Genomic DNA, 14,915 nt, shown 5'->3' with positions numbered 1-14,915 from the left:
ATGGACAATTTCCCATTTGAAAAAGAACTGATCGAACTGGCCGACAAAGATCTGGCTGTAAGAGAAGAACTGCTCTCTGCAGGAAAGCTTTCCGGAGGTTACCATCCTGAAATGGAGAAGGTTCATAAAGCGAATGCCCGGCGGCTTCGGGAGATTATAGCGGAAATCGGATTTCCAACCCCCTCAAAAGTCGGTGAAAAAGGAAGCAATGCTGCATGGCTTATTATTCAACACGCGATTGGTGAGCCTGAATTTATGAAAAAATGCTGTACCATGATGGAAGATAACAGCAGTGATATTAACCCCATCCATAGAGCCTATTTATACGACCGGATTCGGTTCTTTCAAAGCAAACCCCAAAAATATGGAACACAGCTTACCGCTGATGGGAAGGTGTATCCCGTAGAAAATAAAGAAAATTTAAACAAAGAGCGGGAAAAAGTAAACCTTCATGCGTTCTCTGAGGCAGAAATCAACAAAATTCCGGAACCTGAAGACATTCCGGAAATAGATGATAAAAATGTTGAATATACGGTTTGGAGGAAAAAAGTAGGCTGGATTTAAAAAATGTTAAATGAAGAAGAAGCTTTTATACTTAAACTTCAATAACTTCCAATTCCCATCTTCCTGCTTCCATCTTAATTATTCACTTTCAAAACTTCACGAACCTCAATATTCCCACCTATTTTAAAGATAGGATTTCCTTTCGCCATTTCTACGGCCTCTTCAATAGATTCTGCCCGTACAATAATATACCCGCTGATGAATTCTTTGATTTCGGTATAAGGTCCATCCGTTACAATATGATTCGGTCTTACCGTTTTTGCAGCTCCCGGTGCGGGCAAAAGAGTATTTCCCTTATCTACCAGTTTATTTTGTGCAGCAATGCTTCCCAGCCAGTTCAGGCGCTCCTGGATCTGTTCCGGGGAAGGCTTAAAATCAGAAACGTCTTTCAGTCTGAAGATTAATGCAAATTCTTTCATAATCAGATTCTTTATTTAAATGACGATTAAGACATGAGAATAGGGACAGAGTTTTAATTTTATTTTTAATCTGTCTTTGGTTTTTGCTCAAATGTAATATAATCAGATGCTGTATTTCCCGGATTTTCAACATTTTTTACTTATCCAATAAAGGTCTGGGGTCAAACAGTACTTTTAAGGTATGAATCTTTCCATCTTTAATCTGGTACCATCCGGAAGCTTCTGTCGATTTTTCTCCCATATCAATAATATACCAGAAACATACATCTTCACCAGATGTAAAAGATTTCAGAATTTCATACTTAAACTTCATCTGCTTCATATCTTTAATGTAAACAGATGCGCCTTCTCTTTTCCCTAGTACGCCTATAAATTTAAAATCTGGATCAAGACAGCTTTCGGCCTTGTCAAAATTTTCCTCATTTAAATATTGAATAAACTGTTCCGCCACATTTTGGGTTGTATTGTCCATAATATTGTTTTTATTGTTGAGTACAAAATTAGCGGTTCGCTGAGTGTTTCACTTGTGACTATAATCACAAAATGACTCCATTTTACACTATTTTAAAACAGGTATCCTTCCTTTTGCATACGCAATCTGTTCTTTTTCCTTTTCCTGATCCGGATGGTTTTTAAGGTACATCTGATAGTAGGTGGCCGCATTCTTAGGCTGTTTCAGATTCAGATCATACAAAAGGCCTAAGCGGTAATAAATAATATTACTGTTCCCAAAAGTCAATCCTCTTTTATAAGCTGTCACCGCATCATTGTACTGGTTTTTGGCTTCATAAATGCCTGCCAATGCGGCATAATATAGTGTGGTATGATCTGAAATGGCTTCATCAATAGTCTTTTGGGCATAGATGGCAGCGTTATTATAATCTTTCAGTTCACGATAGCTTAAAGCCATGAAATATAAAGTGCCTTCGTTTTGTACTCCCATACCTTCCAGCATTTTATAAAGGCCAACACATTTCTGATAATCTTTCACATAAAAATAAGCCTGTCCCATATCATTTATTACATTCACATCCGCATGGTTTTTAAGAAGTTTTTCACCAATTTCAATGACTTCCGGATATTTGGCGAGTTGATTGGCAACCGGTAATAACGCCTGTTGTAACGTGAAATTTTCAGGGTCATAAGCAATAGCTGTTTTCAAAACATCATATGCAGGCTGATATTGTTTCAGGCCACTGTAGGTCAGAGAAAGATCATAGGCTACATCGGGATCTGTAGTGTTAAGAGAGTTGGCTTTTTTGAGGTAGCTCAGTTTGATTTCAGGAGTATCTGCATAAGTGGCAAGCTGTTTATAAGCATTGAAATTAAGACTATCCAGTTGAACAATCTGTTGAAGATAGGTTTTGGCATTAGCAGCATTCCCTCGCCTGGAATTGATACTGGCCAGACTAAATAAAGTGGGAAGATTATTGGGTTGGATGGTGTTGATTTTCAGATAATTTTTTTCTGCTTCCGGTAGCTTTCCGGCCATCATATTACAGTAGGCTATTTGTGCAAGAGCTTTTATATCCTCTGTATCTCCGGGATATATACTTTGAAGATATTTTGCAGCATCGGCATAACGCTGTGTTTCATAATATTCAAGAAGCTTTTCAGTGTCAATTTTTGCAGACTGAGCAGTGAGACTGTTAAAGCCCAATAGAATGATGCACAAGCAAATTCCTTTTCTCATCATGGTTATTTTTAACTAAAATATTGGATATTTAGTAAGCTGCCAAATTTTACTATCACTTATTGGGGATTTTTTTAATTTTTATGAATAATTTATAATAAAACCAAAAACATCTGTCATTAGATTCCTTATATTCATCCTGCAAAAACAGATCAGACAAAACAATAAATATGGAAATAAAAACAGTACAATCATTCATTGATTATTATGAGAAAATAAGGGAAAGAACCAACCGCATTATTACAGTAGTTCCGCCTGAACATATAGATTTCACCTATAAACCAGGGAAGTTTACCATTGGCGATCAGATAAGACATATTGCCACTATAGAAAGGTATATGTATGGAGAAACCATTATGGGAAAGAAAAGTGCTTATCCGGGATGTGGAAAAGAACTGGCTGACGGCTATGAAAATACCGTAAAATTTTTCAATGAAATGCACAGACAAACGCTTGAAATTATCAGTAACCTTTCCGATGAAGACCTTACCCGCAAATGCCTGACTCCGGCCAACAGTGAAATCTCTGTCTGGAAATGGCTCCGCGCAATGATAGAGCACGAGATTCATCACAGGGCAGAATTATATATTTATCTCAATCTTCTCGATGTAAAAACACCACAGATCTACGGTTTTTCTGCCGAAGAAGTTCAGGAGCTGAGTGTGAAATTATGAGTTGAAAAGAGGTTTTGAAGAGTTTTAACCGTTTAGGTTAATTTGTATATTAGCCCATTCAAAAAATTATAATGGCCAGACCTTTTATCATTCCTCTTTTACTATTTTTAAACAGTGCCTATGCACAGACTCATTCAGATCTCAAACCTGGAGATACCTTAAAATATTCTCCCCAATCCCATAAACCTTCCTGGATCTCGGTACAGTCCATGGATGCCAATCTTGGAGTTGCCTTGTTTATGGATGGAAAAAAGGTAAAAGAACAGGATGATTCCAGAGGCATAAAGAGCGTTGAACGATTCTACTTTACGCCGGAAAAAGCAAAAAAATATGAACTTAAAATCTGGGCCAAATCTTATGTTGAAAAAAGTAAAACGGCCAAAGTTTCCATTACAGAATCCAAAAATGTACCTGTCCTGAATGGTCAGTTCACCTCTGATCAATTAATAGAAGACCTTCACACATTCCGTTCTATAAGGGAAAAAGCAAACTCAGGGCTGTATGTGTACAGGACAAGAAAGCAAATTGACAGTATTTATCAGCAGGCTGAAGAAGAAGCTAGAAACAGCAGGAATATTTTTGATTTTTATAAAATAATTGCAAAAGTTACCGGATTTGAAGGAAGCTGTCATAACTATACAGATCTTCCCAACCATGCTTCTTATTATCTCACCCAGAAACCGGAATATTTACCCATTACGTTAAAAAATATTGACGGTCGTCTGCTTCAGGATTCAAAAGACAATGTATTGCCTCTCGGTGCTGAAATCCTTTCTATCAACGGAATTCCTGCAAATGAGATGATCAGCCGCTTTTCCCAGTATTATTTTTCTGATGGATATTCAGCTCCTTACAAAGAAACAACAGGTTTTGAAAGAGGAATGCTGGATAAATTTTACATCGAATTCGGAACCCATAAAAACTATGTCATCAGCTACAAATGGAACGGAACTGTAAAAGAAGTTTCACTGCCGGGAATATCGCTGGAAAACTTTAAAAAACTTCAGGATTCAAGATATTCACTTGCTTTTGACAAAAAACTGCTGTCTGAAAAATACAGCCTGAATAAAGAAGCAGATGGCATCTATCGCTTATCTTTGAGAGGATTTGATTTTGCAACCGGGAAAGACGATCCTGCCTATAAAAAATTCAGTGTTTTTCTTGACCAGATGATGGACACTCTGGAACGCGAAAAAATAGAAAACCTGATCATCGATCTCAGAGGAAATACCGGAGGTACAGGTGCTCTTTATGAAAAAGTATTTTCATACCTTACACAAAGACCCTTCCGTGACAGTCAATTTGCCTATACCAACTTTAATGAAGTGCCTATGGAAGAAAAGCTGGTGATTACTTCCCTTTTTCTGTCGAATGGAGTAACAGATAAAACCGGTTTGAATGCTTACCTGAAATCATTATATCCTAAAGCCGTTCAGGGGAAATATTACTGGGCTGATGATAAAAATCCTTCTATAATGCCTAATGACAGAACTTTTAAAGGACAGCTTTATCTGCTTGCCGACCAACGGGTTGCTTCTGCAGCTTCACACTTGGCCTCGCTGATAAAATCTTATACCAATGCCATTGTGATCGGAAAAGAAACAGTGGGAGGATACTATGAGCATAACGGCCACCTTCCGCTGGTATATGAACTTCCCAATACCGGGATTCAGACCGGTTTCTCTATTGTGCATGTCATTCAGGATGCCCAGAATCTTCCCGACCAGAAAAGAGGCCAGGGAATCATTCCTCATATTCATGTACAGCAGACCGATCAGGAATTTCTGGATCAGACTGATGTTTATCTGAAAAAAGTATCTGAACTTAGAAAACAGTAAAACTATTTCATTTTTAATATAAAAAACCAGCCGTAAATTCAATATTTACAGCTGGTTTTTTTTTGTTGCTGAGTTTCAGAGTTATTTTAGTTTATTTCTATTTTAAGTGATAAATTTATTGTTTTTATTTATTAAAAATTGTTAAATATCCATTTGATTAAGAGTTATTTATTTCTATTTTTTTATCATTTGTTTTGGAGTTATTAATGGAAAGTCGTAGAACTACTACAAAATTTCAGATTACTCACTGAAAATTTTTTGAATAGAGATTAGCGTTTTATCTTTGTAATACCACCAATCCAATTACAAAAGAAATAATAATGATTAAAATTTGCCAGTCATCACGATAAATACAGGAGAAATCCTGAAATTCAACAGGGAGTAAAGTAAATACAATAATTGCTTTACCTTTTTACTCATGATTCTATGCCCTGTTCTGATCCCAATATCTGGATTTTATTCTAAGAATAGAACACGGATAACGAAAATGTATCTGGTCTTTTTGCTCAGGTAGATTTTAGCTTAAAAAATCTGACATCCAATCAATCAAAATATTACAACTATGTTTCAGGACGATCATTCACCCAAAAGGCCTGTTTCCAAAGATAAAATTCCTGCAGTAGATAATCTGAAAGAGAGTCTGAAAGATCAGGCTGTAACTAAAACTACCCAGAAAATACAGGAAAAATCAAGTGGAACTATTAAAAAAGCTACAGAAAAAATGGTTCAGGCTCAGGCTTACACCGGAATGGTTCAAAACGGTTCCCAGATGTTTATGAACCAGGTAAAACAGCCTAATCCACCCACATTGGTAGAAGACAAAGTATGGTCAAAACAACCTACTTCCGGAATCTATAACGCCAATACAATCCCCGGCAATCAGGTAGCAGGAATCAACCGTGTGATAAAGCTTGAAATTGTTATTGACGGAAAAGTAATCAAACATTTCAAACATTTTCAGCTAAAACAAAGTGCAGTAAAGCATCATGAATTTGATCTGATGCTGGCCCATGATACTCTGGGAAGCTCAGAAAACCATAATCTGGAAGAAGCTCAGAACTTTCTGGGAAAAAGAATTACCGTTATTTTCAGATACAAAGACGTTGAAGACGGTCCTGAAAGAAACTTTGTAGGAGTTATCACTGAAGTAGGGTTCAGCCAGGAAAAAGGAAGTCTGGGAAATATTGTTCTTACAGGGTCAAGCCCTACTGTTCTTTTAGATGCAGCTCCTCACATTCAGAGTTTTGGCGGTGCACAGGAGATCAGTCTGAACAGTATTGCAGATCAGGTAATCAAAGAAGGTCTTGGACAAAATTCCTTTGATTTCAGGGTAGATGCTGCACATGGAAATGTTTCGTACAGCTCACAATATGAAGAAACCCATTACAATTATCTGGCAAGAATAGCAGAAGCGTATGGAGAGCAGTTTTATTACGATGGTGAAGTCTTGCATTTCGGGAAACTTCCCCCTCAGGAAAAGCCTGTGAAACTTACTTACGGAAGCAGTGTGAGCGACGTAAAAATAAAAATGAAAGCCCAGCACGTGAATCCTTCATTTTATGGATATAACAGCAGTAAAAATGAAAAATTAACGACAGGAAACTCAAAGATCAGCCATACTTCAGATATTGCTAAAAGAGCTTATGAAATATCAGAAAAAACCTTTACAACCCCTTCATTGAGAGTAGCTCCGATAAAAGCAGTGTCTTTTATGGATGTGGAAAACTCTCAGAAAGGAACAGCAGGAAGTAAAGCTTCGGAAGTATTTGTTATTTCAGGCGTTACAACAGTGCCATTCCTTTATCCGGGCTGTATTGCTGATATTGAAATGCGGAAAGCAGAAAGCAGTGAAACGACTTATTTCACCAAACTGATGATTATAGATATGCATCATGAAGTGGATGCAAGAGGATATTATACCGGAACTTTTGAAGCAATCGCCTCTGACACAGGATTTATTCCCCGTCCGGAATTTCATACTCCAAAAGCGGATGCACAATTTGCCAAAGTGATTTCCAATACAGACCCTTTAAATCAGGGAAGAGTTAAAGTTCAGTTTGACTGGCAGAATGGCTCTACCACTACAGAATATATCCGGGTGATGACTCCTGATGGAGGAGGAAGCGAAAAAGTAAGCAAAAACCGGGGCTTTATGGCCATTCCGGAAGAAGGTGATCAGGTAGTAGTTAATTTTGCCCATCAGCATCCTGACCGTCCGTTTGTGATGGGAGGAATGTTTCACGGCGGAGTTGGCGGCGGCGGCGGAACCGGAAATAATATTAAAAGCTTAAGCAGTAAAAGCGGACATACTATGAGTCTGGATGATGCCGGAGGAATTACAGTGAAAGATAAAGACCAGAATTCTGTTTTTCTGGATGGTGCCGGAAATATAACCATAGACAGTAAGATTTCAATTACTCTCAACTGTGGAAGCAGCTCTCTTTATATGGATAAAGACGGAAATATTCAGATTAAAGGAAAAGAAATATTTGTACAGGGAATTAATATCGGAGTCGGAGGAACATCTAGTATCGGCGTTGGAGTGGGTCCTGAAGACGGTGATCCTACTTCCGGAATCGGAATCAAGTCAGATACTCTGGATATCGGAACAAAAACCCTTTCTATGAGAGGAGATACAGAAGCCAATCTCAGCAGTGGAGGAAAAATAAATGTAGGTGGCGGAAGTGAAACAAATATTGTAAGTGGAACTGTAAAACTGAATTAAAAGCAGATGAATCCAGTAGATTTGGAGTTGGTAAAATTAAAAAGGCAATGGCAGAAAGTCGTTTCAAAGAACGAAGAAAAACCTATGCTGATCTGTATAGGAGAAAAACATGAAACCGATCTTTTTGATGGATTTATAAAGTCGAGACTTTCAGAAGATGAAGAAGGAGATGATGTCTTTTTACTCCATTATCAGGAATTTAACGGAATGAAATCTTTCGGACAGACTTTGCTGGATGAATGGACCGAATTCTACGAAATGCTGAAAAAAAGTGAAGAAAATATTCCGAAATGGGAGCTCAAAGATCCGGAACAGGCTTTTAAAACTGATGCCTATAAAGCATTTTATCCTTTGCTGGAATTAAAGAAAAACTTTCCCAATATTAAGGATTCAAAGATTTACCTCTATATAGCTCCGCTCAGGATCAGTGATACAGAAGAGCTGTCTCTTTGGGTGAAAGAATGGTGCAGGATCTGTGAAATGTCAGAAAATAAAAATCTTAAACTGGTTTGGGCAGAACATCATACCCATAGAACACTATCACAGATTCCTTCAGCGCACAGTTTCAGGGTAGAAGTGGATATTCATCAGTTAATGCAGAATACTGCGGCCCATACTAACCGGAAGAAAAACAGCCCGGATACGGATTTTCAGCAGCAGATTCTTATAGCGAGTAATCATTTAAGTAAAGAAAGATTCAAAGAAGCGGAACATGCCTTAAAAACAGCCGTGAAGCTGGCTAAAGAACAAAAAAATAAACAGGGAGAGATTTCTGCCTATTTTATGCTTACCCAGGCGTATACAGCAGACCGGAAAAAAAACAGGGCAGAAGATACTTACCAAATTATATTTGAAGAAGTAGAACCTGACTCACCTTTGGAAGTTCAGATGTATATGAATTACGGAAGTCATCTGTTAGGAAATTCCAAAAAATCCAAGGCAGAAAAAATATTTGAAAAAGCTGCAGAAACAGCACAAAAGATAGGAGAATTTGCGATGGCTATTGAATGTTACAGAATCATCGGAACATTGAATGATACTGTGCTGACAAAAGACAAAATGATAAGGTATTTTGAAAAATGCCTCGACATAGCAAAATTAATGGATCCTTCAGTACGGGAACAGAGCAGCCTGCGGTTTGTAGCCTCAATGCTGATTCTCAAATACGAAGGCGATCATTCTAAAAAAACAATACTGGACAACGAAATGAAGACTTATTTTGGTGATGACTGGAGGGTGAGCGTAGAAAAACCAAAAGCAGGGTAATCTCAAATTAAAAGAATCATGGCAGATCTGAATAAAAAGACAGTAAAACCCATAAAGGTTGCAAAACCGGATATGAACCCGGACCGCTCCCTGAAGGTGAACGCAGACGTTACTTCAGTGAGCTGGGACAAAACCAAGCAGGGTTGGAAGAACGGTATGAAAAATAACGTTGATTCCCTGAATCCTGTATCTATGGCTAAGTCCTTAGCCGGGGGAGATGGTGCTCAACCCGCGAAAAGCAGTGGCGGAGGAGGTGGAGACAGTGCTGTGACTGCCGAAAAAGCAGCTCCGGAAAGTAAAGTGAAACTGATTAAAGTCAATACTCCGGCAATGCCTTCCACTGCTATTCAACATACAAGTAAGCATTTTGATATTGTACTGGCCATTGATATCCACTGGACGTTGATTCCGCCGCCGCCATCATTTATGCTGATTCCACTGCCATTGCCACATCCTTTTATCGGAATTGTTTTTGATATCATGGATTATATTACCATCACCATTCCGATTCCACAGTTTGCAAGAAATCTGATGCCCTCACTGCCGGAAAGTATTCCGATGGGAGGCTCCATATATGTTCACGGAAGACACAAAGCAACTACCACTACCAGTGTGATGGGAGTGGTAATTCCTTTCAGGCATATCACTTCCCTGATTCCGGTTTATATCATTCCTTTTCCTCAGGAAGCTCCTCACGAAGGAGAAGTGTATTATGGTTCGCAGACCGTTTTGGCACAGGGAAGCAAAATGAGCGGAAACCAGCCGCAACAGGTGCTTACCTGTATGGGATTCCCCTTCGGAATGACTATGCTGCCTGCAATGCCGGACAAACCAAAGAAAAATCCTCTGGCATATTTTGCCTTCTATAATAACTTTTCAAGCATGTATATCCAGATCAATACAGGTGGTCCTGTATTGGTAGGAGGAGCTTTTGTTCCTCATGTTTATACGCCCGGAGAAATGCTGATGCGTCTTGCCGGGATGTTTTTAATGAGAAGTCTGACCAAGAAAATAGGAAAACTGGGAGCAAATGGTTTAAAGAAATTCAATAATAGCGTCCTTAAAAAAGCGCCGTTCAGTAAATTCAAATTTGCCAATGCTTTGTCTAAAAAGTTATGCAAATGGGGATTTGAGCCGGTTAATCTTGTCACGGGAGCAATGGTTTTTGAATGGGATGATTTTGAAATTCAGGGAAGTACTTCTTTAAAATGGAGAAGTGTATGGCACAGTGACAGGCCTTATGACTTCGGACCTTTAGGAAATGGAGTCTTCAATAATCATGACCTGTTTATTCTTCCTGAACAAGACAATAAGTTTGCTGGCTGGATGCATCCTGACGAGAATATTGCCATGTTGATTTCCGCACCTGAAATTGGTGAAGAGATGACCTATTTCAGAGATCAGAAAATATGGCAGTACAGACCAAGCAGCAGCATTTGGGTGATTCGCAAAGGAACTGATATTTATACCTATAAACGCTTTCATCATGTTACAGAAGGAACAATTTATAAGGTGATTCGTATTGAATATGGAGATGGCACGATCAGAGAATATCAATATGAAGACCGGAATATTGTCCTGAAAAGTATAAAAGATGTAAAAAGTGGATTCAGTATTGAAACGGTTATTCATCCCGAGTATAAAAAAGTAACAGAAGTATATTACTGCTATAAAAAACAAAGAGACCTGCAGGTTCGCTACGATTATGATGAGCATGGAAACCTTACCCATGTCTGGGACATTCACAAAAAAGCAATTGTCTTTGAGTATGATGGAAAAAATCAGGTGGTGAAAAGAACCAACCGAAACGGAATGAGTTATCAGTGGGAATATGATGCAGAAGGAAGAGTAACACATACAAAAGGAGTAGATGGCTATATGGAAGGAAAACTTCAGTATCATGATGAAGAAGGTTTTACAGAAGTTATTTATCCGAAACAAAACAACAAAACAGAAGAATATCATTACGATGAAAATTTTCTGATTTATAAATCGGTAGATGGAGAAGGAGGGGAAACCTGGTATGATTACACAGCACACAACGAACTGAAAATGATAGGATCTCCGGAGGGCAGAGTTGAAGGATATACCTACGATGAAATGGGAAATATCAAGATTTTCCATAGTCCGGATGGGGAAGAATATCATTATCAGTACAATGAATTCGGACAGGTGATTGCCCGTCTTTCACCTTCGGGGACTTCTGAAACATGGAGTTATGATGAAGACGGAAAATTACTGAGCTATACTGATCCTACAGAAGAAAGCGTATATTATGAATATGCTGATGGGGAAAGAATTCCTGAAACCAGTAGAAGAGCAGATATTATCACACATTATGAGTACAATTCTAGAGGACAGGTTATTCATTTGGCCAATAGTGCAGGAGCTGAGCAATATCTGAAATATGATGAATACGGAAGAATGCTGGTTTTCAGCCCAAAACCATTAAACAGAACACTTCTGAACAGAGATAGAATGGGTAGGGTAATAGAAGTAAATGAAGAAGGACAATTGCCTTTAAAACTTCGTTATGATGCTTATGATCTTCCGGTATATGCTACTGACGGCCGTGCAGAATGGCTGCTGAGCTATACCCCCTTGGGAAGCCTGAAACGTAAGGTAAGAAGAAATGCAATTACCAATAAAAAAGAAGAGACCTTGATTTTTGGATATGATGCTTATGAAAACTTAGTAAGTATTACCAATGAAAAAGGAGAAATCTATTCTTTTGAAAGAAATAATAACAATGAAATCATTGGAGAAACAGGTTTTGACGGTCAGAAGAAGTTCTTTATTAGAGATAAAGACGGACTTATTACCCAAAAAAGAACTCCTCAGGGAAACAAGACATTCTATGAATATGATTTAGGACGAAGAATAACACAGACCCATTACCCTGACGGCACCTGGGAGGCATATCAATATGATACTTCAGGATTACTGGTTAAAGCTGATAATGAAGACAGCAGCATTAGTTTTCAAAGAAATAAATTAGGTCAGATCACTACTGAGAAACAAGGTGAACATTCTATTCAGTATGAATATGACGATGAGGGAAATCTTATAGGTCTGCAAAGCAGTTTGGGTGCGGAAATAGAATATTCTTATAATGATCTGAGACATCTTAAAACTGTTAGGGCAGTTACTCCGGATCTTCAGTTGCCATGGCAGATGAACCTCAATATCAGCCAAAACGAACAACTGCTTTCCCGCGAAATGACGGGTGGTATAGAAAGCACTTTTGAATTTGATCATATCGGAATGCCGGTAAGTCAGAAAGTGACAGTCAATAAAACAGACACTGCTTTCCATAAAGATTATGACTGGGCAGCAGGAAGCCGTTTGCTTCATGTTCTGGACAGAGTGACAGGTGGACGAACAAGATTTGATTATGATGCCTTTGGAAGTCTCGTCGCAGCAGAAAATTCCAGTGGGGAAGTTCAGTATAAAAACCCTGACGCAACTGGCTGCCTGTACGAAAGTGTAAGAAGGACAGATCGTGTATACGATAAAGGCGGAAAGCTGATGCGTGACAAAAACTGGTTCTATCATTATGATGAAGAAGGAAATTTACTGTTAAAAAGTAAACGGCCGGTTAATAATGCCTTGCCTGAGCATCGGGAAGAAGAAAATAACGTACATCCTTATTACAAAACCATAGCTTCAGACTGGCTGAATACTCCTAAATTACCGGACAATATAGATTTACCGGATCTAAATTCCATACCTTCAGAAGAAGTACAAAACCCGGAATGGAACCCTGGTGATTGGGCTTATTTCTGGCATGCCAACGGTATGCTTGCCAAAGTAAAACGTCCGGATGGAAAAGAGGTGAGTTTTGGATATGATGCGTTGGGAAGAAGAATATCTAAAATTGGAGCAAAGAAAATAACTCGTTATATTTGGGATGGCAATGTTCTTTTACATGAATGGAGTTACGATATTGATGAAGAACCTGTAACCACAGTAGATGATGACGGAAACATCATCGCAGGAAAAGAACCTGTGCAAAATCTGGTTACATGGGTATATGAGCGAAATTCATATGTGCCATGTGCCAAAATTATCAACGGAGAAAGCTACAGTATTGTTTCTGATTATTTAGGAAGACCTGTTCAGGCTTTTGACGAAAAAGGGGAAGTAGTCTGGAGTACAGAATATGATGTTTATGGAAACCTTAAAAATGTAAAAGGTGACCGATATTTTATTCCGTTCAGGCAGCTTGGGCAATATGAGGATATAGAAACAGACGGTCTTTATTATAACAGATATAGATATTATGACAGCAGCAGTGGCGTGTATCTGTCAAAAGACCCAATAGGTTTATTTGGGAATAATCCCAACCCTTATGCATATGTTTTTGACAGCAATAACTGGGTTGATATCTTTGGCTTAGATCCACTTGGTACAACTGGATACGCAGTATATGCATTATATGAAAACGGATCATCAACTCCATATTATGTAGGTATTACTAAACAAAATGTTGGTGATAGAATGTCTCAGCATATGGATACAGGAAGATATGGAGAAACAACTACTCATAGAGTTCTCCAGGAAAATATAACAATAGAACAAGCAAGAGGATATGAGCAGTTTTATATTGAGCAGTATGAAACAAAAACAGGAATTATTGGGGAAGAAATATCCTCTACAAATAGAGGAAATAAAATAAACTCGTTTGAAAAAACCCGTACAGATCCTAGAGGTGTTGCTTTTAAAGCTGAATACGATAAAATTAAGAAAGAAGCTGAATTAGCTGGAACAAGAATAAAATGTAAATAATTTATGGAATACTTTGAAAAAAAAGAAGGTAACATCTTTTTCATACCTTTATTTTTACCTGGAGGGGTAAAGGAAAATATTAAAAATTATAAATCTTTCAAATTTTCTGAAAATGAGACCTATGCTTATGGAAGATTAATTGAAAAGAATGATTCAACAGGAGATCTTATTGAAATATTCAAATACACAGGTGAAATTCCAAAGGATAAGAATATAATTCTTAATTCGGGAAGATTAACAGAGCCTATCCATACTACGCTGGCTTTTGACAGAGACAGATGGAGATTCATTTTTGAAACAGATAATTATGATAAAAATAAAGATTCCAATTATTCCGAAATAACTTTTATTCTGGGTACGGAAAATAGCTTTGACTTATGGAAAGGTGGAACAAAGCAGAGAATAAGTAATGACGAAGCTAAAAAATATAATCCCTGGACAATCTTCAATCCAACAAGAGTTGAAGATGCTATAAAGACTAATAATCTGGCACAGCTCCAGCAATAGAAATAGTAAGATTATGGAAATTAATGAATTAAAAGAAGTCATCAAGCCTTTTTTTTGGGTAGAACATTCAAACAGCTTTTCGGTATGTTTAGATGTGGGAGCATATAAACAGGAAGTATTTGATACCCGTGCTGATGAAGGTTTTGAAGGAAATGGTTACGATTGGGCATCGTTGGCAGACGTTTTTATTAAAGAAAAAAGAGCTGATCTGATTGATGTCATTCATTTTGATCCTGAGGCAGGAATGTTTTGTGCTTACTCTTCCGATTCAGAAAAGCTGAAAGATTTTATTTTAAACTTTAAAAAAGCATGTGAAGATGAAACTTTAATCAAAGATTTATTTTCACGGGCTGAACTTGACTAATCAAAATATTATAACAATTTAAAAAGGTTTACATGATAATTAGCAGATAAAACTTAATCCAAATCCAATCCAAATAT

Annotated in this window: 11 protein-coding genes; 8 read left to right on the top strand and 3 right to left on the bottom strand. The window is 37.8% G+C overall.

Going from position 1 to position 14,915, the window contains the following annotated elements; translation table 11 throughout:
* Positions 1 to 564, top strand: a complete 564-nt coding sequence (locus LC457_RS05785) for a DUF6624 domain-containing protein (protein ID WP_223599018.1) — start codon at positions 1 to 3, stop codon at positions 562 to 564.
* 74 nt (positions 565 to 638) lie between these two features.
* Here LC457_RS05785 and LC457_RS05780 read toward each other — a convergent pair whose 3' ends face one another.
* From LC457_RS05780 to LC457_RS05770, 3 genes are all read right to left on the bottom strand, one after another.
* A complete protein-coding gene (locus LC457_RS05780; protein WP_223599017.1) occupies positions 639 to 983 on the bottom strand; it encodes a YciI family protein in 345 nt (114 codons plus the stop codon).
* Positions 984 to 1,119: 136 nt separating this feature from the next.
* On the bottom strand, positions 1,120 to 1,455 hold the full coding sequence (locus LC457_RS05775) for a nuclear transport factor 2 family protein (RefSeq protein ID WP_223599016.1): 336 nt from the start codon (positions 1,453 to 1,455) through the stop codon (positions 1,120 to 1,122).
* 87 nt (positions 1,456 to 1,542) lie between these two features.
* Positions 1,543 to 2,676: a lipopolysaccharide assembly protein LapB gene (locus LC457_RS05770; protein WP_223599015.1), complete on the bottom strand. Its 1,134-nt coding sequence runs from the start codon at positions 2,674 to 2,676 to the stop codon at positions 1,543 to 1,545.
* Positions 2,677 to 2,846: 170 nt separating this feature from the next.
* On the opposite strand from LC457_RS05770, the gene LC457_RS05765 reads away from it, so the two are divergent.
* The 7 genes from LC457_RS05765 to LC457_RS05735 all read left to right on the top strand — a co-directional run bounded on the left by LC457_RS05765 (position 2,847) and on the right by LC457_RS05735 (position 14,838).
* Complete coding sequence (locus tag LC457_RS05765) at positions 2,847 to 3,350, top strand: DinB family protein (RefSeq protein ID WP_223599014.1); 504 nt, start codon at positions 2,847 to 2,849, stop codon at positions 3,348 to 3,350.
* Positions 3,351 to 3,421: 71 nt separating this feature from the next.
* Positions 3,422 to 5,188, top strand: a complete 1,767-nt coding sequence (locus LC457_RS05760; protein ID WP_223599013.1) for a S41 family peptidase — start codon at positions 3,422 to 3,424, stop codon at positions 5,186 to 5,188.
* Positions 5,189 to 5,750: 562 nt separating this feature from the next.
* Positions 5,751 to 7,913, top strand: coding sequence for a type VI secretion system Vgr family protein (locus tag LC457_RS05755; RefSeq protein ID WP_223599012.1), 2,163 nt, complete (start codon positions 5,751 to 5,753; stop codon positions 7,911 to 7,913).
* 6 nt (positions 7,914 to 7,919) lie between these two features.
* Positions 7,920 to 9,179, top strand: coding sequence for a lipopolysaccharide assembly protein LapB (locus tag LC457_RS05750; RefSeq protein ID WP_223599011.1), 1,260 nt, complete (start codon positions 7,920 to 7,922; stop codon positions 9,177 to 9,179).
* Positions 9,180 to 9,197: 18 nt separating this feature from the next.
* Positions 9,198 to 13,967, top strand: a complete 4,770-nt coding sequence (locus tag LC457_RS05745; protein ID WP_223599010.1) for an RHS repeat-associated core domain-containing protein — start codon at positions 9,198 to 9,200, stop codon at positions 13,965 to 13,967.
* Between the two features lie 3 nt (positions 13,968 to 13,970).
* Positions 13,971 to 14,474, top strand: coding sequence for an Imm26 family immunity protein (locus tag LC457_RS05740; protein WP_213278925.1), 504 nt, complete (start codon positions 13,971 to 13,973; stop codon positions 14,472 to 14,474).
* 13 nt (positions 14,475 to 14,487) lie between these two features.
* Entirely contained in the window at positions 14,488 to 14,838 is a 351-nt protein-coding gene (locus LC457_RS05735; protein WP_223599009.1) for an immunity 51 family protein, read from the top strand.
* The last annotated feature ends 77 nt before the right edge of the window (positions 14,839 to 14,915 follow it).

Source organism: Chryseobacterium sp. GVT01B (genome assembly GCF_019970045.1).
Classification (GTDB): domain Bacteria; phylum Bacteroidota; class Bacteroidia; order Flavobacteriales; family Weeksellaceae; genus Chryseobacterium.
This window is presented reverse-complemented; position numbering and strand designations above follow the sequence as displayed.

What these genes read in the sequence shown, in the direction of transcription:
- LC457_RS05745 (WP_223599010.1), top strand. Translation starts at nt 9,198, where the DNA reads ATGGCAGATCTGAATAAAAAGACAGTAAAACCCATAAAGGTTGCAAAA.
- LC457_RS05775 (WP_223599016.1), bottom strand. Translation starts at nt 1,455, where the DNA reads ATGGACAATACAACCCAAAATGTGGCGGAACAGTTTATTCAATATTTA.
- LC457_RS05780 (WP_223599017.1), bottom strand. Translation starts at nt 983, where the DNA reads ATGAAAGAATTTGCATTAATCTTCAGACTGAAAGACGTTTCTGATTTT.
- LC457_RS05770 (WP_223599015.1), bottom strand. Translation starts at nt 2,676, where the DNA reads ATGAGAAAAGGAATTTGCTTGTGCATCATTCTATTGGGCTTTAACAGT.
- LC457_RS05735 (WP_223599009.1), top strand. Translation starts at nt 14,488, where the DNA reads ATGGAAATTAATGAATTAAAAGAAGTCATCAAGCCTTTTTTTTGGGTA.
- LC457_RS05740 (WP_213278925.1), top strand. Translation starts at nt 13,971, where the DNA reads ATGGAATACTTTGAAAAAAAAGAAGGTAACATCTTTTTCATACCTTTA.
- LC457_RS05760 (WP_223599013.1), top strand. Translation starts at nt 3,422, where the DNA reads ATGGCCAGACCTTTTATCATTCCTCTTTTACTATTTTTAAACAGTGCC.
- LC457_RS05765 (WP_223599014.1), top strand. Translation starts at nt 2,847, where the DNA reads ATGGAAATAAAAACAGTACAATCATTCATTGATTATTATGAGAAAATA.
- LC457_RS05750 (WP_223599011.1), top strand. Translation starts at nt 7,920, where the DNA reads ATGAATCCAGTAGATTTGGAGTTGGTAAAATTAAAAAGGCAATGGCAG.
- LC457_RS05785 (WP_223599018.1), top strand. Translation starts at nt 1, where the DNA reads ATGGACAATTTCCCATTTGAAAAAGAACTGATCGAACTGGCCGACAAA.
- LC457_RS05755 (WP_223599012.1), top strand. Translation starts at nt 5,751, where the DNA reads ATGTTTCAGGACGATCATTCACCCAAAAGGCCTGTTTCCAAAGATAAA.